21 protein-coding genes and 1 riboswitch are annotated in these 19,414 nt (G+C 71.7%); of the genes, 10 read left to right on the top strand and 11 right to left on the bottom strand.

Annotation, left to right across the window (positions count from 1 at the left end; all coding sequences use genetic code 11):
* Positions 1-19: 19 nt before the first annotated feature.
* Positions 20-649: a TetR/AcrR family transcriptional regulator gene (locus FB563_RS24125; protein WP_055707416.1), complete on the top strand. Its 630-nt coding sequence runs from the start codon at positions 20-22 to the stop codon at positions 647-649.
* A 384-nt stretch (positions 650-1,033) separates the two neighbouring features.
* Entirely contained in the window at positions 1,034-2,545 is a 1,512-nt protein-coding gene (locus tag FB563_RS24120; RefSeq protein WP_199832881.1) for a phytoene desaturase family protein, read from the top strand.
* Positions 2,546-2,577: 32 nt separating this feature from the next.
* Here the strand turns inward: FB563_RS24120 and FB563_RS24115 are convergent, their stop codons facing one another.
* The 6 genes from FB563_RS24115 to FB563_RS24090 all read right to left on the bottom strand — a co-directional run bounded on the left by FB563_RS24115 (position 2,578) and on the right by FB563_RS24090 (position 7,417).
* The gene (locus tag FB563_RS24115; protein ID WP_055707418.1) at positions 2,578-3,513 is read right to left on the bottom strand and encodes an SCO2102 family sporulation regulator; all 936 of its coding nucleotides are present in this window, start codon (positions 3,511-3,513) and stop codon (positions 2,578-2,580) included.
* 56 nt (positions 3,514-3,569) lie between these two features.
* Positions 3,570-4,493 (bottom strand): methylenetetrahydrofolate reductase [NAD(P)H], encoded by a 924-nt coding sequence (gene metF, locus FB563_RS24110; protein WP_055707419.1) that lies wholly within the window; start codon positions 4,491-4,493, stop codon positions 3,570-3,572.
* Between the two features lie 133 nt (positions 4,494-4,626).
* Positions 4,627-5,274 (bottom strand): thiamine phosphate synthase, encoded by a 648-nt coding sequence (thiE, locus tag FB563_RS24105; RefSeq protein ID WP_055707420.1) that lies wholly within the window; start codon positions 5,272-5,274, stop codon positions 4,627-4,629.
* A gap of 96 nt (positions 5,275-5,370) precedes the next feature.
* Positions 5,371-5,736, bottom strand: coding sequence for an Rv2175c family DNA-binding protein (locus tag FB563_RS24100; RefSeq protein ID WP_055707421.1), 366 nt, complete (start codon positions 5,734-5,736; stop codon positions 5,371-5,373).
* A gap of 65 nt (positions 5,737-5,801) precedes the next feature.
* Positions 5,802-7,034, bottom strand: coding sequence for an NAD(P)/FAD-dependent oxidoreductase (locus FB563_RS24095; protein WP_199832882.1), 1,233 nt, complete (start codon positions 7,032-7,034; stop codon positions 5,802-5,804).
* A 32-nt stretch (positions 7,035-7,066) separates the two neighbouring features.
* Positions 7,067-7,417 carry an avidin-fold protein gene (locus FB563_RS24090; protein WP_055707423.1) on the bottom strand — a complete coding sequence of 117 codons (351 nt, stop codon included), beginning with the start codon at positions 7,415-7,417 and terminating at the stop codon, positions 7,067-7,069.
* 53 nt (positions 7,418-7,470) lie between these two features.
* Positions 7,471-7,582: riboswitch (TPP riboswitch) on the top strand.
* Here FB563_RS24090 and thiO point away from each other — a divergent pair.
* The 5 genes from thiO to FB563_RS24065 all read left to right on the top strand — a co-directional run bounded on the left by thiO (position 7,580) and on the right by FB563_RS24065 (position 12,789).
* The gene (gene thiO, locus FB563_RS24085) at positions 7,580-8,755 is read left to right on the top strand and encodes a glycine oxidase ThiO (protein ID WP_055707424.1); all 1,176 of its coding nucleotides are present in this window, start codon (positions 7,580-7,582) and stop codon (positions 8,753-8,755) included. Its footprint overlaps the riboswitch before it by 3 nt.
* On the top strand, positions 8,752-8,970 hold the full coding sequence (thiS, locus tag FB563_RS24080) for a sulfur carrier protein ThiS (protein ID WP_055707425.1): 219 nt from the start codon (positions 8,752-8,754) through the stop codon (positions 8,968-8,970). Before thiO ends, thiS begins: the two co-directional genes overlap by 4 nt.
* A 3-nt stretch (positions 8,971-8,973) precedes the next feature.
* Entirely contained in the window at positions 8,974-9,768 is a 795-nt protein-coding gene (locus FB563_RS24075) for a thiazole synthase (RefSeq protein ID WP_055707426.1), read from the top strand.
* Between the two features lie 159 nt (positions 9,769-9,927).
* Positions 9,928-11,844, top strand: a complete 1,917-nt coding sequence (pknB, locus tag FB563_RS24070) for a Stk1 family PASTA domain-containing Ser/Thr kinase (protein ID WP_055707427.1) — start codon at positions 9,928-9,930, stop codon at positions 11,842-11,844.
* 57 nt (positions 11,845-11,901) lie between these two features.
* Entirely contained in the window at positions 11,902-12,789 is an 888-nt protein-coding gene (locus FB563_RS24065; RefSeq protein WP_079048882.1) for a deoxyribonuclease IV, read from the top strand.
* Positions 12,790-12,798: 9 nt separating this feature from the next.
* On the opposite strand, the gene FB563_RS24060 is transcribed toward FB563_RS24065, so the two are convergent.
* Both FB563_RS24060 and FB563_RS24055 read right to left on the bottom strand, forming a co-directional pair.
* Positions 12,799-13,074: a hypothetical protein gene (locus FB563_RS24060; RefSeq protein WP_079048883.1), complete on the bottom strand. Its 276-nt coding sequence runs from the start codon at positions 13,072-13,074 to the stop codon at positions 12,799-12,801.
* A gap of 53 nt (positions 13,075-13,127) precedes the next feature.
* Positions 13,128-13,760 (bottom strand): sulfite oxidase-like oxidoreductase, encoded by a 633-nt coding sequence (locus FB563_RS24055; RefSeq protein ID WP_055707429.1) that lies wholly within the window; start codon positions 13,758-13,760, stop codon positions 13,128-13,130.
* Between the two features lie 174 nt (positions 13,761-13,934).
* Here FB563_RS24055 and bfr point away from each other — a divergent pair, with 174 nt between their 5' ends.
* Complete coding sequence (bfr, locus tag FB563_RS24050; RefSeq protein WP_055707430.1) at positions 13,935-14,414, top strand: bacterioferritin; 480 nt, start codon at positions 13,935-13,937, stop codon at positions 14,412-14,414.
* Here the strand turns inward: bfr and FB563_RS24045 are convergent.
* Together FB563_RS24045 and FB563_RS24040 are read right to left on the bottom strand one after the other, a co-directional pair.
* Positions 14,411-14,635: a (2Fe-2S)-binding protein gene (locus tag FB563_RS24045; RefSeq protein WP_055707431.1), complete on the bottom strand. Its 225-nt coding sequence runs from the start codon at positions 14,633-14,635 to the stop codon at positions 14,411-14,413. The genes bfr and FB563_RS24045 overlap by 4 nt on opposite strands.
* Positions 14,636-14,797: 162 nt before the next feature.
* Positions 14,798-16,150, bottom strand: coding sequence for a class II 3-deoxy-7-phosphoheptulonate synthase (locus tag FB563_RS24040; protein WP_055707432.1), 1,353 nt, complete (start codon positions 16,148-16,150; stop codon positions 14,798-14,800).
* A 106-nt stretch (positions 16,151-16,256) separates the two neighbouring features.
* Between FB563_RS24040 and FB563_RS45490 the strand changes: the two genes are divergently transcribed.
* On the top strand, positions 16,257-16,313 hold the full coding sequence (locus FB563_RS45490) for a trp operon leader peptide (RefSeq protein ID WP_073894098.1): 57 nt from the start codon (positions 16,257-16,259) through the stop codon (positions 16,311-16,313).
* Positions 16,314-16,410: 97 nt separating this feature from the next.
* Positions 16,411-18,282, top strand: a complete 1,872-nt coding sequence (locus tag FB563_RS24030; RefSeq protein WP_055707433.1) for an anthranilate synthase family protein — start codon at positions 16,411-16,413, stop codon at positions 18,280-18,282.
* Positions 18,283-18,297: 15 nt separating this feature from the next.
* On the opposite strand, the gene FB563_RS24025 is transcribed toward FB563_RS24030, so the two are convergent.
* On the bottom strand, positions 18,298-19,326 hold the full coding sequence (locus FB563_RS24025; protein ID WP_055707434.1) for a 6-phosphofructokinase: 1,029 nt from the start codon (positions 19,324-19,326) through the stop codon (positions 18,298-18,300).
* Positions 19,327-19,414: the final 88 nt, after the last annotated feature.

The raw sequence follows: 19,414 nt of genomic DNA, 5'->3' as shown, positions 1-19,414 counted from the left end.
ACCTGTGAGAATCAGGGCCATGGAAAGCAGCAGCACCAGGTCCGGCGGGAGCACGCGCCGGGAGGCCACCCGGCAGAAGCTCTACGAGGCGGCCGTCACGCTCATCGCCGAGCAGGGCTTCTCCGCGACCACGGTGGACGAGATCGCGGAGCGGGCCGGGGTCGCGAAGGGCACGGTCTACTACAACTTCGCGAGCAAGTCGGTCCTCTTCGAGGAGCTGCTGCGGCACGGGGTGGGCCTGCTCACCGCCTCTCTCCAGGAGGCGGCGGAGCAGACCGCGCGGGCGGGCGGCAGCAAGGTGGACGCGCTGGACGCGATGGTCCGCGCGGGCCTGGTCTTCATCGACCGCTATCCGGCCTTCACCCAGCTGTACGTGGCCGAACTGTGGCGCACCAACCGGGCCTGGCAGTCCACCCTGATGGTGGTCCGGCAGGAGGCCGTCGCGGTGGTCGAGGGGGTGCTGCGCGAGGGCGTGGCGGCCGGCGAGTTCAGCGACGAGATCGATGTGCAGCTGACGGCGGCCGCGCTGGTCGGCATGGTGCTGGTGGCCGCGCTGGACTGGAAGTCCTTCCAGCCGGAACGCTCCCTGGACGACGTCCACGCGGCCCTGTCCCGGCTGCTCCAGGGACGCGTGAGCGGAAAGGGCTGAGCGCATGAGGAGGGCGCCGGTCCCATGCCGGACCGGCGCCCTCCCACTCCCCCGTACTCCCCCTGTGGTCCCCCGTGGGTGGTCGTCCCCGGGTCCCCCGGCTCGCTTCCGCCGACGGATCGGCGGAAGGAGCGGCCGGGTGGCGGGCGCCGTTCCGCCGCCCCGTGCCGGCGGTGCCGGGCCGCGCCCCCTTGCCGTGCCTCCACTGTCCCGTCGAGACAGGTCGCTGCCCATCCGCGCGCGTACTCATCTCGCCGCCTAGGTACGGATACTCAGCCGTACGCACGCGTGCCCACGCTTCCAGGCCACCGCCCGGCTCACGATCGCGTCCGCGCCCACCTCCCACCGGCCGGATTGTCAGTGGCGGTCGATAAAGTCGCAGGCATGGCACGGATTGCGGTGATCGGCGCCGGGATGGGCGCGATGGCGGCCGCCGCCCGGCTGGCCGTCGCGGGCCACCGGGTGGTGGTGTACGAGCGGACGGACACGTACGGCGGTGCGGTGCGCCGCTTCGAGCGGGACGGGTTCGGCTTCGACACCGGCCCCGGTCTGCTGACGCTGCCCGCCGTGTACCGCGATCTGTTCGTCAAGACCGGCAAGGAGCCGCTGGAGGACTGCGTCGAGCTGGTCCAGGTCGATCCGTCCTCGCGGCACCTGTTCCCGGACGGCACCGAGGTGGCGCTGCCGAACGCCTCGCGCGCGGGCGTGGTCGCGGCCCTGGACGAGGCGCTGGGCGGGGGCGCGGGCGAACGCTGGGGTGAGTTCCTGGTGCGGGCCCGCGAGGCCTGGGACCGCACCCGCAGGCCGCTGCTGGAGGAGCCGCTGTGGCCCGACTGGCGGGTGCTGGCGGAGAAGGAGCCGTATCCGGCCGTCCCGCACAAGCGGCTGCTGCGCACGCGGCGCGCGAGCACGCTGTCCGAGATCGGCACCTGGGAGCTGCGCGACGAGCGCCTCGCGGCCCTGCTGACGAGCTCGGCACTCGCCCACGGCCTCGATCCGCGCACCACTCCGGCGAGCGCGGCCGTCCTGCCCTACATGGAGCACGCCTTCGGCACCTGGTATGTGCGCGGCGGCATCCGGGAGTTGGCGCGCGCGGTGTACGAGCGCTGTGTGCGGCGGCGGGTGGAGTTCGTCTTCGGCGCCGAGGTCACCCGGGTCCTGGAGAAGGACGGCCGGGCAGTGGGCGTGGAGCTGGGAGACGGCGAGGTCGCCGAGGCGGACCAGGTCGTGGCGGACGTGGACCCGGCGCGCCTGAGGACGCTGACGGAGCATCCGCTGGACGAGGACGGGGACGTACGGACCGATCCGTTCGGCCCCCGGCCGGGGCGGTTCGCCGTGCTGCTGGCCCTGCGCGGCGGGCGCGAGACAGGTGCCGCGCACCGCACGGTCGTCCATGCGCCGGCCCCGGAGCCGGAGCTGGACTTCCTGGCCTCGCCGGGCGGGGACCGGTCCCCGCGTCCCACGGTGACCGTGCTGCGCCCGGACGACCCCACGCTCAGACCGGACGACGGGCACGAGTCCGTGGTGCTGTCCGCGGTCGTGCCGACGGAGGCCGACTGGGACCAGGCAGGCACGGTCCGGCGGTACACGGAGCATCTCCTCGAGGCCGCCGAGGCCGCGCTGCCCGGGCTGCGGGACCGCGTCCTGTGGCAGGAGGTGCGCACGCCCGGGCGCACCGCCGAGGAGACGGGCGCCTTCCTCGGCGCGGTGCCCGCCCCGGCCCTCGCCGCGGGCCAGGGGCGTTTCCTGCATCCGTCGAACACCACACGGCTGCCCGGTCTGTACCGGGTCGGCGGCTGGTCCCACCCGGGGGGCGGCCTGCCGCACGCGGGCATGTCGGGCGCGCTGGTGGCGGGACTGATCGTGGAGGGCCCGGGCTTCCGCGGCTCCCAGTGAGCCGAGCCCGGGCCGCATGAGCGGGTACGGCTTCAGAAACGGTACTGCTCGTCGTACCCGGTCCCGGGCTGCTGCTGGACCTGCCCCTGGTTCTGGTACGGGTACGGCTGCTCCTGCGGGAGTTCGCCGCCGTAGGTCTCGTCGGTGCGCTGCTGCGGCACCCACACCCCGCCCGCCGGTGTCTCGCCGTAGCCGCCGCCGTACGGGGCCTGCGCGTAGCCCTGCTGGCCGTACTGGTCGGTGTAGCCGGTGCCGTACGCGGCGCCGTCGTAGGACTGGCTGCCGATGTACGGGTCGGAGTAGTTGGCGTAGCCCTGCTGGCCTGTGTCGTAGCCGTAGCCCTGCTGGCCGTAGCCCGAGTAGTCGTAGGCGTAGGCCTGCTGCTCGGTGCCCTGGGGCTGGGTGGCGCCCGCGTAGGCGGTGTCGCCGTAGACGCCGTAGGAGCCGGTGTCCTCGGGGATGGGCTGCGGCTCGTAGACGGTGGTGGTCTCGGCCGCGGTGGGCTCCGTGACCGGACGGCCGGCCGGGGTGAAGACGTCGTCGCGGTCGTAGTCGTCGTAGTCGCCGTGTCCCTGGCCGTAGCCGGCCTGGTCGGCGTCCCGGTCGTCCTCCGGGGCGAGGGGCTCCGGGTCGGCGCCCTCCAGCGCCGGGTCGTGCCGGTCGGCCCTGCCGCGGCGGCGTTTGCTGCCTCCCGCGGTCTCGGCCCCGGCGTCGGGGCGCTTGACCGCCCAGCCTGCGGCGAAGCCACGGCGGAACGACAGCGTGACGTAGGTCTGGCCGATCGCGAAGGCGATGGCACCGATGCCGATCACGATCACGGACGGCATCAGCACGCCGAACACGACACCGAGGAAGCCGGCGAACGCCAGCAGCCGCCAGCGCAGGCGCGCCTTGTACTGCAGCAGCACCTCGCCCAGCAACCACAGTGCGACGATGCCGAACGCGATGTAGAGGACCGTCCAGCCCATGTACGCCCCTCTCCCAGTGACCGCTACGCAGTGTGTCGTATCGCGGTGCGGCCGGTCTAGGCCTGCGGGGGGTGGTGCAGGCCCAGGTTCTCGTAGATTTCCAGGGTCGCCGTGGAGTTGTTGAGCGTGATGAAGTGCAGTCCGGGCACTCCCTCGGCGAGCAGCCGCGCGCAGAACTCCGTGGCGAAGTCGATACCGATGGAGCGTACCGCCGCCGGATCGTCCTTCGCTGTGAGGATCCGCTCTTTCAGGGCGTCGGGGAACAGAGCGGTACTGAGCTTCGGCACCCGTTGCAGCATCTTCACACTGGTGACCGGCAGAACCTCCGGGATGACGGGCGTATCGCAGCCCGCGGCCACCACGCGGTCACGCAGCCGAAGATACGACTCCGGGTGGAAGAACATCTGTGTGATGGCGTAGTCCGCGCCCGCTCGGCACTTGTCCACGAAGTGGGCGACGTCGGTGTCCCAGTCCGCGGAGCGGGGGTGCATCTCGGGGAAGGCGGCGACACCGACGCAGAAGTCGCCCGACTCCTTGATGAGCCGGACCAGTTCGGCCGCGTAGGTCAGGCCCCGCGGGTGCGGGATCCACTCGCCCATCGGGTCGCCGGGCGGGTCGCCCCGCACGGCGAGCATGTTGCGGATTCCCGCGTCCGCATACTGGCCGATGATGTTCCGCAGTTCGGCGATCGAGTGGTCGACGGCGGTGAGGTGGGCGACGGGGGTGAGCGTCGTGTCCACGACGATCTGCTGGGTCTCCCGGACCGTGGTCGTGCGGGTGGAACCGCCGGCGCCGTAGGTGACGGAGACGAAGTCGGGGGCGACGGCCTCGACCCTCCGGAGCGCGTTCCACAGGTTCCGCTCGCCCTGGGGGGTCTTCGGCGCGTAGAACTCGAACGAGTACGTCGTCTTGCCGGTGGCGAGCATGTCGCGCACGGTGCGTGCGCGATCAGTCCTGGTGGAGGGGGTTCCGAGGGCCATACGGGCAGGTTAGCCAGGGGTGGCCGGTCCCCCAACCGGACGACTGAGATTTGCCCGAATTGTCGCTTTCCTGTCCACTCCTTGGACAAAACCATGGACAAAGCCGCGGACAAAGACCGGGACGGCGGTGCCGCTAACCCTGCCGCAGCCGCTTCGCGAAGTCCGCCGCGGCCGCTCCCGGGTCGTCGGCCTCGGTGATCGCCCGCACCACGACCACCCGGCGGGCGCCCGCGTCCAGCACCTCGTCGAGGTTGGTCAGGTCGATGCCGCCGATCGCGAACCAGGGGCGGTCGGTGCCCAGGCCGGCCGTGTACCGCACCAGGCCGAGGCCGGGCGCGGGACGGCCCGGCTTGGTGGGAGTGGGCCAGCACGGGCCGGTGCAGAAGTAGTCCACGCCGTCCTGCACGGCCGCCGCGGCGGCCTCGGACTCGGCGTGCGTGGAGCGGCCGATCAGCACCTCGTCACCGAGGATCGCGCGCGCCGCCGGAACCGGCAGGTCGCCCTGGCCGAGGTGCAGCACATCGGCGCGGGCGGCGTGGGCGACGTCCGCGCGGTCGTTCACCGCGAGGAGCTTGCCGTGCCGGGCGCAGGCGTCCGCGAAGACCTCCAGGTGCGCCAGCTCCTCGGCGGCCTCCAAGCCCTTGTCCCGCAGCTGCACGACGTCGACACCGCCGGCCAGGACCGCGTCCAGGAACTCGGGAAGGTCGCCCTGGCGCGTGCGCGCGTCCGTGCAGAGGTACAGCCGGGCGTCGGCGAGCGCGGCGCGTGCGGTGTCGGACATACGTGGGTCCCCCCTGATCGGTGTCCCTGGCGGTTTCGTCGGGTGGCGTGCGGGCTGCGGGCAGCCCGCACGCCACCCCTGGTGGTGCGGTTCGGCTCAGACGGCGAGCGCCTGGGCGCGGCGCTTCACCTCCGTGCCGCGATTCTCGCTCAGGGCCTGCGCGGGGGTGCCGGGCAGGGTCGGGTCGGGGGTGAAGAGCCACTCGATCATCTCTTCGACCGTGAAGCCGTCGTCCCGCAGGAGCGTCAGGGTGCCGGACAGGCCCTTGACGACCTTGTCCCCGTCGATGAAGGCGGCGGGGACGTGCAGCGCGCGGTTCTCACCCCGGCGTACGGCGATGAGCTGGCCCTCCTTGACCAGCTGCCGCACACGCGTCACCTCGACGCCGAGTTGTTCGGCGATGTCGGGGAGGGTGAGCCAGGCGGGGACGAGAGCATCGATTTTTGCGTCAATCTCGGTCACGAGAACTAGCCTGCCATCCCCCACTGACAGTCGGAAGTCAGGCAGGTCCGGCGGGGATGACCAGGCTAGTCGTCCGTGGCATCCTTCAGGGGCTTCGAGGGGTCGGCCAGGGCCTGCGGGTCCATGCGGCGGCCCGCCTCGATCAGTCGGCGTCCCTGGGCCAGATCACGCGGGCGGCCGACCGCCAGGAGGGCCACCAGGTGGTCCTCGCGGAGCCAGCACACCGTCCAGGCCGGGCCCTGCGGGTCGCCGCGCCGGACCATGCGGTCGGCGGCGGCGTGGTGGCCGGCGTACTGCACGAAGCGGCCGAACTGCTCGGACCAGAAGTAGGGCACCGGGTCGTAGACGGCGGGGGTCTCGCCGAGGATGTTCGCGGCGACCGTGCGTGGGCCCTGCAGGGCGTTGTCCCAGTGATGGACGAGCAGCCGTTCGCCGTAGCGGGCGGAGGGGAAGGAGGCGCAGTCGCCGACGGCGTACACGTCCTCGACCGAGGTGCGCAGCCGGTCGTCGGCGAGGACGTCCCCGTGCGGGCCCAGCACCACGCCGGAGCCGGCCAGCCAGGCCGTGGCGGGGCGGGCGCCGATGCCGACGACGACGGCGCCCGCGGCCAGCCGGGTGCCGTCGGCGAGGACCACCGCGCCGGGCTCGACGCGCTCCACGCGCGCGTGGGTGCGAAGATCGGCGCCCGCCTCGGCGTACCAGGCGGCCATGGGGTCGGCGACCTCGGCGGGCAGGGCGCCGGCGAGCGGACGGTCGGCGGCCTCCACCACGGTCACCGCGCAGCCGGCCTCACGGGCGGCCGTGGCGAACTCGGCGCCGATCCAGCCGGCCCCGACGACCACGATCTCGTGCTGCCGGGCGAGCACCGGCTTCAGCCGTTCGGCGTCGTCCAGGGTGCGCAGCAGATGCACGCCGGGCACACCCTCGGTGCCGGGCAGGGTGATCGGCTCGGCACCGGTGGCGAGGACCAGGACGTCGTACGGCACCGGGCCCTGCTCGGTGTCCAGCACGTGCTCGGCCGGGCGCAGGCCCAGCGCCTCGCAGCCGAGCCGCAGGTCGACGCCGAGGGACTCGAAGTCCACGTCGAAGGCGGAGTCCTCGGCCTTGCCGAGCAGTACGGCCTTCGACAGCGGCGGCCTGTCGTACGGCTGGTGCGGCTCCGCGCCGATCACGGTGACGGGGCCCTTGAAGCCCTGTTCCCGCAGCGCGACCGCGGTCTGCACTCCGGCCATGCCCGCACCGGCGACGACCACGCGCCGCCCCGCTGACGTGCCCCCTTGCGCTGTCTGCTCGCTCACCCGATCACCATAGACACGTGACGACGCGTCAGTCAGCGGGCGTGCCCGGTGACCTGTTCCACAACGCTCGTACCGGCGCCCGCCCGGGACTCCCACTCCCAGGTCTCCTCCAGTCGCACCCGCCCGTCCGGCAACTCCACGACCGTGGAGACGCAGTGCCCCGAGGCGGTCGTCCCGTCGGTCTTCAGCTGGACATAGCGGAAGTCCAGCCGGTCACCCTCCCGGGTGCCGACCAGATGGCCGCGCACGACATCGCCGCCCGCGTACTCGGCCCAGATCTCGCCGTCCTTCTCGTGGTATGTGAACCGGGTGCGGGTACCCACCTGACCTGGGGCTTGGTCCGCCACGGGGGCGAGGATCAGTCCGTCGAGCGACCGGGCCATGGGCAGGGGCTCCCTTACGGGTGACGAGGGGGGCGGGCTAGGGTGGCCACCGTACAAGCACTCGCGGGAGCCCGGACGCACCGGGCTGAGAGGGAGGCTGGCGGCCTCCGACCGTACGAACCTGATCCGGGTCATGCCGGCGAAGGGAGGGGCTGGACGCCCATGTCGTCACGTACGTCCGATACGTCCGACGTCCTCGTCATCGGGGGCGGAATCATCGGCCTGGTCACGGCCTGGCGCGCGGCGCAGCGCGGGCTCAGCACGGCCGTGGTGGACCCCGAGCCCGGCGGCGGGGCCGCGCGGGTCGCGGCCGGGATGCTGGCCGCGGTCACCGAACTGCACTACGGCGAGGAGCAGCTGCTCACCCTGAACCTGGAATCGGCCCGCCGCTACCCGGACTTCGCGGCCGAGCTGACCGAGCTGACCGGCCATGACCTCGGCTACCGCCGCTGCGGCACCCTCGCGGTCGCGCTCGACGCGGACGACCGCGCCCACCTGCGCGAACTGCACGCCCTGCAGCAGCGCTCCGGCCTGGACTCGGAGTGGCTGTCCGGGCGGGAGTGCCGGCGCCTGGAGCCGCTGCTGGCGCCCGGGGTGCGCGGCGGGCTGCGGGTCGACGGCGACCACCAGATCGATCCGCGGCGGCTCGCGGCGGCGCTGCTGGCCGCGTGCGAGCGGTCCGGCGTGACGTTCCACCGTGCGTGGGCCGAGCGGTTGGACGTCGCAGGGGACCGGGCCGCCGGGGTCACCACCGCGGACGGCACCGGGCTGCGCGCCGGGCAGGTGGTGCTGGCCGCCGGAAGCATGAGCGGACGGCTCGCGGGCGTGCCCGAGGCGCTGCTGCCGCCGGTGCGACCGGTGAAGGGGCAGGTGCTGCGGCTGACGGTGCCGCGCCGGTACGCGCCGTTCCTCAGCCGGACCGTGCGGGCCGTGGTCCGCGGCAGCCATGTCTATCTGGTCCCCCGCGAGAACGGCGAGCTGGTCGTCGGCGCGACCAGCGAGGAACTGGGCTGGGACACGACCGTCACCGCGGGCGGGGTGTACGAGCTGCTGCGCGACGCCCACGAGCTGGTGCCGGGCATCACCGAACTGCCGCTCACCGAGACCCGGGCCGGACTGCGCCCCGGCTCCCCCGACAACGCGCCGCTGCTCGGCCCGTCCGGGCTCGACGGGCTGCTGCTGGCCACCGGGCACTACCGCAACGGGGTGCTGCTCACACCGGTCACCGGCGACGTCATGGCCCGGCTGCTGGCCGACGGCGAACTGCCGGAAGAGGCCCGCCCGTTCACCCCGCGGCGCTTCGGTGCCGCCGCCGTCCTCATGGAGCAGCCAGCATGAGCATCTCCGTCACTGTTTCCATCTCCGTCAACGGAGAGCGCCGGGAGATCGTTCCGGGTACGGCGCTCGACGTCGTCGTACGGTCGCTGGTCGCGGCGCCCTCCGGGGTGGCCGCCGCCGTCAACGAGACCGTCGTCCCGCGCGCGCAGTGGGCCTCCACGACGCTGGCCGAGGGCGACCGGGTCGAGGTGCTCACCGCGGTCCAGGGAGGCTGAGCCATGGCCGACGATCCCTTGGTCCTCGGGGGTACGACCCTCTCGTCGCGGCTGATCATGGGCACGGGCGGTGCGCCCAGCCTGGAGGTGCTGGAGCGGGCGCTGGTCGCCTCCGGTACGGAGCTGACGACGGTCGCCATGCGGCGGGTGGACCCCTCCGTGCACGGTTCGGTGCTGTCGGTGCTTCAGAAGCTGGGCATCCGGGTGCTGCCGAACACGGCGGGCTGTTTCACCGCGGGCGAGGCCGTGCTGACCGCGCGGCTGGCGCGGGAGGCGCTGGGCACGGACCTGATCAAGCTGGAGGTCATCGCCGACGAGCGGACGCTGCTGCCGGATCCGGTGGAGCTGCTGGAGGCGGCGGAGACACTGGTGGACGACGGGTTCACGGTGCTGCCGTACACCAATGACGATCCCGTGCTGGCGCGGAAGCTGGAGGAGGTGGGCTGTGCCGCCGTCATGCCGCTGGGCTCGCCGATCGGGTCCGGGCTCGGGATCCGCAATCCGCACAACTTCCAGCTGATCGTCGAGCACGCGCGTGTGCCGGTGATTCTGGACGCCGGGGCCGGTACGGCGTCCGATGTCGCGCTGGCCATGGAGCTGGGGTGTGCGGGGGTGATGCTCGCCTCCGCGGTGACCCGGGCGCAGGAGCCGGAGCTGATGGCCGCGGCGATGAGGCATGCCGTGGAGGGGGGCCGGCTGGCTCGGTTGGCGGGGCGGATTCCGCGGCGGCACTTTGCGGAGGCGTCGTCTCCCACGGAGGGGTTGGCTCGGTTGGATCCTGAGCGACCGGCGTTCTAGTCCCGTTCCGGTCTCCCGCCCGCGGGGTCGCGGGTGGTCCTGGGCGCCTCGCCTTCGGCTTCGCTCCGGTCGTGCGTCGCGTCACAGGTCGGCTTCAGTGCCTGTGGGAAAGCGGTCTCGGCGGAGGGAGTGCCGGTCGGTCCTCGTAGACTCCCCTGCGTGGATACGACCCTTCAGGACCCCCTCGTCGGTCAGGTGCTCGACGGCCGTTACCGCGTCGACGCGCGGATCGCGGTCGGCGGGATGGCCACGGTCTACCGGGCCCTGGACACCCGTCTGGACCGTGTGCTCGCGCTGAAGGTGATGCACCCCACGCTCGCGGCCGACGGATCCTTCGTGGAGCGGTTCATACGGGAGGCGAAGTCGGTCGCCCGGCTCGCGCACCCGAACGTGGTGCAGGTCTTCGACCAGGGCACCGACGGGTCGTACGTGTACCTGGCGATGGAGTACATCGCCGGGTGCACCCTGCGGGACGTGCTGCGCGAGCGGGGGGCGCTGCAGCCCCGCGCGGCCCTCGACATCCTCGAGCCCGTCCTCGCCGCGCTCGGCGCCGCGCACCGGGCCGGGTTCGTGCACCGGGACATGAAGCCCGAGAACGTGCTGATAGGCGACGACGGGCGGGTCAAGGTCGCCGACTTCGGGCTTGTGCGTTCCGTGGACACCCAGACCAGTACGACGGGGGCCGTGCTCGGAACCGTCTCGTATCTCGCGCCCGAGCAGATAGAACAGGGCACCGCCGATCCACGCGTCGACGTCTACGCGTGCGGTGTCGTGCTCTACGAGATGCTGACCGGCGGCAAGCCGCACTCCGGGGACTCCCCCGCCCAGGTCCTCTACAAGCACATCCACGAGGACGTGCCGCCGCCCTCGGCACTGGTGCCGGGGCTGCCGTACGAGCTGGACGAGCTGGTCGCCTCGGCGACCGCGCGCACCCCCGGCATCCGGCCGCACGACGCCGTGGCGCTGCTCGCCCAGGTGCTCGAGGCGCGCCGGACGCTGAGCGACGAGCAGCTGGACGCCGTGCCGCCGCAGGCGATCGCCGCGGAGCACGACAACGCCGGTGACCGTACGAGCGTGATACCGCGCTCGCTGACGGTGCCACGGCCGCTACCGGTCAACGAGGAGGAGCCGGCCGAGGGGGTCGTCCGGCACACCACCCGGCTGCAGGCGCCGCCCGTGCCGCACCGCCGGTCCCGGCGCCTGGTGCTGACGATCGTCGCCGCCGTGCTGGTGGTGTTCGGCGTGGGCGCCGGGGTCTGGTACATCAACTCCGGCCAGTTCACGAAGGTCCCGCCGCTGCTGGCGAAGACCGAGGCGCAGGCGCGGAAGCGGCTCGGGGCCGCCGGGCTCGAGGTCGGGCAGGTCCGGCGCGAGTACAACGACACCGTCCAGCGGGGCACGGTCATCGGCACCGACCCCGCGCCCGGCGCCCGGATCCGCGACCACGACTCGGTGACGCTGACCATCTCGCTGGGCCCGGAGACGGTGAACGTGCCGGATGTCGCGGGCCGCCCCCTGGCCGAGGCGCGGGCGCGGCTGAAGGCGGACGGGCTGGAACCGGGCATGGTCACCCGGCAGTTCAGCGAGGACGTCGCGGGCGGCTCGGTGATCTCCACGACACCCAAGGCCGGCACCAAGCGGCACGCCGGGTCGGCGATCGCGCTGACCGTCAGCAAGGGCAGCCCGATCGACGTACCGGACGTCACCGGTGAGGACCTGGACAGCGCCCGGCGGGATCTGACCGACGCCGGACTGAAGGTGAGGATCGCCGCCCAGCAGGTCAACTCCGAGTACGACAAGGGCAAGGTGGCGCAGCAGAGCCCGGGCGACGGCAGCCAGGCCGCCGAGGGCGACACGGTGACGCTGACGCTCTCCAAGGGCCCGGAGATGATCGAGGTGCCGGACGTGGTCGGCGACAGCGTCGACGACGCCCACAAGGCCCTGGAGGGCGCCGGGTTCAAGGTGGAGGAGGACCGCGGCCTGCTCGGGCTGTTCGGCGACACCGTGAAGAAGCAGTCGGTACAGGCCGGCGACAAGGCACCCAAGGGGTCGACCGTCACGATCACCATCCGGTGACCGGGGTCACCGGGGACCGTGGTCCGGCGGCCGGAGCGGGCATGACACCCTGAACGGGTGAGTCCCGTTGTCCCGCCTTCGTCGTCCCGGCCGCGCAATCCCGTCGGCGGTCATGTCCCCGTCGCCGGCGGTCTGCACTCCGTGGGGCTGTCGTACGCCCATGACCTGAAGGCCGAGACCGTGCAGGTCTTCGTGGCCAATCCGCGCGGGTGGGCCACGCCGGCCGGGAATCCCCGGCAGGACGAGGCCTTTCGCGCGGCGTGCGCCGCGGAGTCGATCCCGGCGTACGTCCATGCCCCGTACCTGATCAACTTCGGCTCGCACACCGAGGCCACCGTGGAGCGGTCGGTGGAGTCCCTGCGGCACTCCCTGCGGCGCGGGCGGGAGATCGGGGCGCTGGGTGTGGTCGTGCACACCGGGAGCGCGACCGGCGGGCGGGGCCGTGAGGTGGCGCTGCGGCAGGTACGGGAGCACATGCTGCCGCTGCTGGAGGAGCTGACGCACGACGACGACCCCTTCCTGCTCCTGGAGTCGACGGCCGGGCAGGGCGCCTCCCTCTGCTCGCGCACCTGGGACTTCGGGCCGTACTTCGAGGCGCTGGACGCGCACCCGAAGCTCGGGGTCTGCCTGGACACCTGCCACATCTTCGCCGCCGGTCACGACCTGACCGGGCCGAGCGGCATGCACCAGACCCTGGACCTGCTCGTGGACACCGTCGGCGAGGGCCGGCTGAAGCTGATCCACGCCAATGACTCCAAGGACGTGGTCGGCGCCCACAAGGACCGGCACGAGAACATCGGCGCCGGTCACATCGGCGAGGACCCGTTCCGGGCCCTGATGACCCACCCCGCGACCGAGGGCGTACCGCTGATCATCGAGACGCCCGGCGGCAAGACGGGGCACGCGGCGGACGTGGAACGCCTGAAGAAGCTCAGGGACGGCTGAGGGCGCCGGTCAGTCCTCGTTCTCGAACAGTACGTGCGACGTGTCGACCAGGTGCACCAGCAGTACGACCAAGAGCCCGTCGCTGATCACGTACTCGATGGCCATGGTGCGCGTGAGAGCGAGGGAGCGGGTGTTCTCGTCGCCGGAGATGGGCGACGAGATCTTGGGGCGGGGATCCGTGGACAGTATGGCGAGGCCGCGCTGAAGCAGCTCCCTGCGGTCGTCCGGAAGGCTGTCGCGCATGCGCGCCGCGGCCTCCGAGAAGATCACGTTGAAGACTGCCACCAGGGCTCCCTGCATGGTTGTCGAATGTCCGGCACCGAGCCTACCGGCCGGTGTCACAGCTCCGGGCCGTCCCCCGGCTGCTCCTGGTAGGAATACCGCTGTTCCTTCCACGGGTCGCCGATGTTGTGGTAGCCGCGTTCCTCCCAGAAGCCGCGGCGGTCGGTGGTCATGTACTCGACGCCGCGGACCCACTTGGGTCCCTTCCAGGCGTACAGGTGGGGCACGATCAGGCGGACCGGGAAGCCGTGCTCGGCGGTGAGGAGCTCGCCGTCCTGGTGGGTGGCGAAGAGGGTGCGGTCGGAGGCGAAGTCCGACAGGCGGAGGTTGGAGCTGAAGCCGTACTCGGCCCAGACCATCACATGGGTGACGTCCGGGGCCGGCGGGGCCAGCTCGAGGATGGTGCGGGCGGGGATGCCGCCCCACTCCGCGCCGACCATGCTGAACTTCGTCACGCAGTGCAGATCGGCCACCACGGTGGTGTACGGCAGTGCCGTGAACTCCTCGTGGTTCCACAGGTGCTTGTCACCGTCGGCGGTGGCGCCGAAGACCCGGAACTCCCAGCGCTCGGGGCGGAACTTCGGAACGGGCCCGTAGTGCGTGACCGGCCAGCCGCGCTGGAGCCGCTGACCCGGCGGGAGGTCGGACCCTGCCGTTGCTCCAGACTCTCGCTCCACCGGATGACCCATGTATCCATCCTGACAGACCTCGGGCAGTGCCCTTGACCACCCGTCCAGAAAGCGGACAAGCAGCATCAATTCAGAGCGAACTTACTAAGTACGCACTTACTGGACGATCTTCGGCGCCGGTGCAATCATGCCGCCGCACACCTCCCCCGTCCCCGTGTGGAAGGAGCCGCTGCGATGCAGGGCGACCCCGAGGTCATCGAGTTCCTCAACGAGCAGCTCACCGGCGAGCTGACCGCGATCAACCAGTACTTCCTGCACGCGAAGATGCAGGAGAACTTCGGCTGGTACAAGCTCGCCAAGTACACACGGCACGAGTCGTTCGACGAGATGAAGCATGCGGAGGTGCTCACCGACCGGATCCTGTTCCTGGAGGGCCTGCCGAACTACCAGCGGCTCTTCCACGTCCGCGTGGGCCAGACCGTGCAGGAGATGTTCGAGGCCGACCGGCAGATCGAGGTGGAGGCGATCGACCGGCTGCGGCGGGGCATCAAGGTGATGCGGGAGAAGGGCGACATCACGTCGGCGAACATCTTCGAGGAGATCCTCGCCGACGAGGAGCACCACATCGACTACCTCGACACCCAGCTGGAGCTGCTGGACAAGCTCGGCGAGGCGCTCTACATCGCCCAGCTGATCGAGCAGCCGGAGAGCTAGGCGGCCTCGTCCAGCGCCGTGAGGACGGGCTTGCCCTGGTCGGCCAGGTCGCGCCGCGGGCAGGCTCCCCGGCCGAGCAGCGCCTGGATGCGCCGTACACAGCCGCCGCAGTCCGTGCCCGCCTTGCAGGCGGAGGCTATCTGGCGGGGGGTGCAGGCGCCGTCCTCCGCGTGCTGCTTGACCTGGGCCTCGGTGATGCCGAAGCAGCTGCAGACGTACACGCGGATTCACCTCCCGGGGCGGGATCGCTCTGTCACTGCCATCCCGTTGACCGGTGAGGCAAACCTAACCTTACCCGCCGCATCCGGCCCGCAAAAGTGGGCAGGGCGCGGATCGGATGTGATCCGCGCCCCAGATCGCCCACGGGTCCTACCGCGTCCCGGTTACTGGTCCCGGTACATCTCCGCGACCAGGAACGCCAGGTCCAGCGACTGGCTGCGGTTCAGCCGCGGGTCGCAGGCGGTCTCGTAACGCTGGTGCAGGTCGTCGACGAAGATCTCGTCGCCGCCGCCCACGCACTCGGTGACGTCGTCACCGGTGAGCTCCACGTGGATGCCGCCCGGGTGGGTGCCGAGCGCCTTGTGGACCTCGAAGAAGCCCTTGACCTCGTCGAGCACGTCGTCGAAGCGGCGGGTCTTGTGCCCGGAGGCCGCCTCGAAGGTGTTGCCGTGCATCGGGTCGGTCACCCAGGCCACCGTCGCACCGGACGCCGTGACCTTCTCCACCAGCTCGGGCAGCCGGTCGCGGATCTTGTCGGCGCCCATCCGGACGATGAAGGTCAGCCGGCCCGGCTCCCGCTCAGGGTCGAGGCGGTCGATGTACTGCAGCGCCTCCTCGGCCGTCGTCGTCGGGCCGAGCTTGACGCCGATCGGGTTGCGGATCTGCGAGGCGAACTCGATGTGCGCGTGGTCCAGCTGCCGGGTGCGCTCACCGACCCACACCATGTGCGCGGAGACGTCGTACAGCTTGCCGGTGCGCGAGTCGACCCGGGTCAGGGCGGACTCGTAGTCCAGCAGCAGCGCCTCGTGCGAGGAGAAGAACTCGACGGTCTTGAACTCCTCCGGCTCGGCGCCGCAGGCCCGCATGAAGTTCAGCGCGTTGTCGATCTCCCGCGCGAGCTGCTCGTAACGCTGGCCCGACGGCGAGGTCCGCACGAAGTCCTGGTTCCAGGCGTGCACCTGGCGCAGGTCCGCGTAACCGCCGGTGGTGAAGGCACGCACCAGGTTCAGCGTGGAGGCGGAGGCGTTGTACATCCGCTTCAGGCGCTCGGGGTCCGGGACGCGGGCGGCCTCGGTGAAGTCGAAGCCGTTGACGGAGTCGCCGCGGTAGGTCGGCAGGGTCACGCCGTCGCGGGTCTCGGTCGGCTTGGAGCGGGGCTTGGAGTACTGCCCGGCGATACGACCGACCTTCACCACCGGCACGGAGGCCGCGTAGGTGAGGACGGCACCCATCTGGAGCAGCGTCTTCAGCTTGTTGCGGATCTGGTCGGCGGACACCGCGTCGAAGGCCTCGGCGCAGTCGCCTCCCTGGAGGAGGAACGCCTCTCCCTTGGCGACTGCCGCCATCCGGGCGCGCAGCTGGTCACACTCGCCCGCGAAGACGAGCGGCGGATACGACTCGAGGTCCGCGATCACTGCGCGCAGAGCCTCGGGGTCGGGGTACTCGGGCTGCTGCGCCGCGGGCAGGTCTCGCCAGGTGTTGCCAGCGCTCGGGCTGGTCTTAGCGTTCACGGTCACCTCGTAAACATTACGCGGTCGGCTCGCATGCCCCATCTTCTGGCTCGAAAGGTGAGACGCGACGGTTGTCCTGTGGACCGGGGGCGGGTGCGGTAGGGTTCCTGCCATGTTCGCGCTGTCGATCCAGAACTGGTGGTGGACCGCTTCTCCGGCGGCCCACTGACTGCGCGTACGCAAGACTTCGCGAAGGCCGCCCGAGGGGCGGCCTTCGGCGTTTCCGGGGTCGTTCCTCTCCGTCAGAAGATCGAGAAGGATCACCCATGAATCTCCAGGACCTCCTGCACGACCCCCGCCCCTTCGCCCTGCTCCGCCGTCGCACCCCGGGCCTCGACGAGCACCCGGTGGAGGTGCTGCTCGGCCCGGTGACCCGCCGTGACCGGCTCGCCGACCTGCCCGACGAGGGGCTCGCGCTGATCCCGTTCCGGCAGATCCGCGAGCGCGGCTTCGACGTCCGCGACGACGGCACCCCGCTGCTGGTGCTGACCCCCGAGGAGTCGTACGAGCTGCCGCTCGGCGTGGCGCTGTCGCAGCTCCCGGCGCACGAGGTGCGCGTCGAGGGCGGCGGCTTCGACGTCGGCGACGAGGAGTACGGCGAGATCGTCGGGCGGGTGCTGGCGGAGGAGATCGGCCGGGGCGAGGGCGCGAACTTCGTGATCCGGCGCACGTACGAGGGCGAGGTCCCGGGGTTCGGCCGGGCCGACGCGCTCGCGCTGTTCCGGCGGCTGCTGGAGGGCGAGCGGGGCGCGTACTGGACGTTCGTCGTGCACACCGGGGACCGGACGCTGGTGGGCGCGAGCCCCGAGGTGCACGTGCGGATGTCCGGCGGCACGGTCGTCATGAACCCGATCAGCGGGACGTACCGCTATCCCGCCGAGGGGCCGACCCCGGAGCACCTCCTCTCCTTCCTCGCCGACGGCAAGGAGATCGAGGAGCTGTCGATGGTCGTCGACGAGGAACTGAAGATGATGTGCACCGTCGGCGACATGGGCGGAGTGGTCGTCGGCCCCCGCCTGAAGGAGATGGCGCACCTCGCGCACACCGAGTACGAGCTGCGCGGCAAGTCCTCCCTGGATGTGCGGGAGGTGTTGCGGGAGACCATGTTCGCGGCCACGGTGACCGGCTCGCCGGTGCAGAACGCGTGCCGGGTGATCGAGCGGTACGAGCCGCTCGGGCGGGATGGTGCCGGACGCGGCTACTACGCGGGCGCGCTGGCGCTGCTCGGCCGCGACCCGGGGGGCGCGCAGACACTGGACTCGCCGATCCTGATCCGCACCGCCGACATCTCCGCCCAGGGGCGGCTGCGCGTCCCGGTCGGGGCGACTCTGGTACGCGGCTCGGACCCGGCGGGCGAGGTCGCGGAGACGCACGCGAAGGCGGCGGGCGTGCTCGCGGCCCTCGGGGTGCGGCCGTCCCGGCCGCGCGAGGAGCGGGAGCGGCCCCGGCTGGCCGACGACCCGCGGGTACGGGCGGCGCTGGACGGCCGGCGGTCCGCGCTCGCGCCGTTCTGGCTGCGGATGCAGGAGCCCGCGCGGGAACTGACCGGCCATGCGCTGGTGGTCGACGGCGAGGACACCTTCACGGCGATGCTCGCCCACGTGCTGCGGTCGAGCGGGCTGGACGTCACCGTCCGGCGGTACGACGAGCCGGGGCTGCGGGCGGCGGTGCTCGCGCACGAGGGGCCGGTGGTGCTCGGGCCCGGTCCCGGTGACCCTTGCGACGCGGCCGATCCGAAGATGCGCTTCCTGCGCGAGCTGACCGCCACGGTGATCCGGGAGCACCGGCACGGGGTGCTGGGCGTCTGCCTGGGCCACGAGCTGATCGCGGCCGAGCTGGGGCTGGACATCGTCCGCAAGGAGGTGCCGTACCAGGGGGCGCAGACCACGGTCGACCTGTTCGGGCGGCCGGAGACGGTCGGCTTCTACAACAGCTTCGTCGCCCGCTGCGACGAGGAGGCGGCCCGGGAACTGGCCGCGCACGGCGTGGAGGTGAGCCGGGGGGCGAACGGTGAGGTGCACGCGCTGCGCGGCCCGGGGTTCGCGGGGGTGCAGTTCCACCCGGAGTCGGTCCTGACGCTGAACGGGGCAACGGTCGTACGGGAACTGGTGGGTCAGCTGCGCCGCACGACCGTGTAGCCGTCCGGGCCGCCGTCAGCCGAAGAACACCCCGACCTCCTCGTACAGCTTCGGGTTCACCGTCTTCAGCCTGGCCGTGGCCTCGGAGATCGGGACGCGGACGATGTCGGTGCCGCGCAGGGCGACCATCGTGCCGAAGTCGCCGTCGTGGACGCAGTCGATGGCGTGCAGGCCGAAGCGGGTGGCGAGCCAGCGGTCGAAGGCGCTGGGTGTGCCGCCGCGCTGGACATGGCCGAGGACCGTGGTCCGGGCCTCCTTGCCGGTGCGGCTCTCGATCTCCTTGGCCAGCCATTCGCCGACCCCGGACAGGCGCACATGCCCGAAGGAGTCCAGCGAGCCGTCCTTGAGCACCATGTCGCCGTCCCTCGGCATGGCGCCCTCGGCGACGACGACGATCGGCGCGTACGACGCCCGGAAGCGGGAGGTCACCCAGGCGCAGACCTGGTCGACGTCGAAGCGCTGCTCGGGGATGAGGATGACGTTGGCACCGCCGGCGAGGCCCGAGTGCAGGGCGATCCAGCCGGCGTGCCGGCCCATCACCTCCACGACCAGGACCCGCATGTGGGACTCGGCGGTGGTGTGCAGCCGGTCGATGGCCTCGGTGGCGATGTTGACGGCGGTGTCGAAGCCGAAGGTGTAGTCGGTGGCCGACAGGTCGTTGTCGATGGTCTTGGGCACCCCGACGCAGGGCACCCCGTACTCGTCGGACAGCCGCGCGGCGACGCCCAGGGTGTCCTCGCCGCCGATCGCGACGAGGGCCTGGACGTCCAGCTTGGCCAGGTTGTCCTTGATCCGGCGGATGCCGTTCTCCGCCTTGAGGGGGTTGGTGCGCGAGGAGCCGAGGATGGTGCCGCCGCGGGGCAGGATGCCGCGCACCGCGGGGATGTCGAGACGGACGGTGTCGCCTTCGAGGGGGCCTCGCCAGCCGTCCCGGAAGCCGGTGAAGTCATAGCCGTACTCCTGCACGCCCTTGCGGACGATGCCCCGGATGACGGCGTTGAGCCCGGGGCAGTCGCCGCCTCCGGTCAGTACTCCGACCCGCATGAAATGTCCCTTCGCCGCGGTTCCCTGACAGAGAGTCACGCTAATGGTGATTCGCGTCACATCGGGAGAGGCGGGAAGGGTGATTCCG

The sequence above is a fragment of the Streptomyces puniciscabiei genome (assembly GCF_006715785.1).
GTDB lineage: Bacteria > Actinomycetota > Actinomycetes > Streptomycetales > Streptomycetaceae > Streptomyces > Streptomyces puniciscabiei.
Note: the sequence above shows the minus strand (reverse complement) of the source record. Positions and strands in the feature narration are given on the sequence as shown.

Coding starts and splice junctions, on each gene's coding strand:
- FB563_RS24125 (WP_055707416.1), top strand. CDS start 20: ATGGAAAGCAGCAGCACCAGGTCCGGCGGGAGCACGCGCCGGGAGGCC.
- FB563_RS24120 (WP_199832881.1), top strand. CDS start 1,034: ATGGCACGGATTGCGGTGATCGGCGCCGGGATGGGCGCGATGGCGGCC.
- bfr (WP_055707430.1), top strand. CDS start 13,935: ATGCAGGGCGACCCCGAGGTCATCGAGTTCCTCAACGAGCAGCTCACC.
- FB563_RS24055 (WP_055707429.1), bottom strand. CDS start 13,760: ATGGGTCATCCGGTGGAGCGAGAGTCTGGAGCAACGGCAGGGTCCGAC.
- FB563_RS24115 (WP_055707418.1), bottom strand. CDS start 3,513: ATGGGCTGGACGGTCCTCTACATCGCGTTCGGCATCGTCGCACTGTGG.
- thiO (WP_055707424.1), top strand. CDS start 7,580: ATGTCGTCACGTACGTCCGATACGTCCGACGTCCTCGTCATCGGGGGC.
- FB563_RS24025 (WP_055707434.1), bottom strand. CDS start 19,326: ATGCGGGTCGGAGTACTGACCGGAGGCGGCGACTGCCCCGGGCTCAAC.
- FB563_RS24075 (WP_055707426.1), top strand. CDS start 8,974: ATGGCCGACGATCCCTTGGTCCTCGGGGGTACGACCCTCTCGTCGCGG.
- thiS (WP_055707425.1), top strand. CDS start 8,752: ATGAGCATCTCCGTCACTGTTTCCATCTCCGTCAACGGAGAGCGCCGG.
- thiE (WP_055707420.1), bottom strand. CDS start 5,274: ATGTCCGACACCGCACGCGCCGCGCTCGCCGACGCCCGGCTGTACCTC.
- FB563_RS24030 (WP_055707433.1), top strand. CDS start 16,411: ATGAATCTCCAGGACCTCCTGCACGACCCCCGCCCCTTCGCCCTGCTC.
- metF (WP_055707419.1), bottom strand. CDS start 4,493: ATGGCCCTCGGAACCCCCTCCACCAGGACTGATCGCGCACGCACCGTG.
- FB563_RS24090 (WP_055707423.1), bottom strand. CDS start 7,417: ATGGCCCGGTCGCTCGACGGACTGATCCTCGCCCCCGTGGCGGACCAA.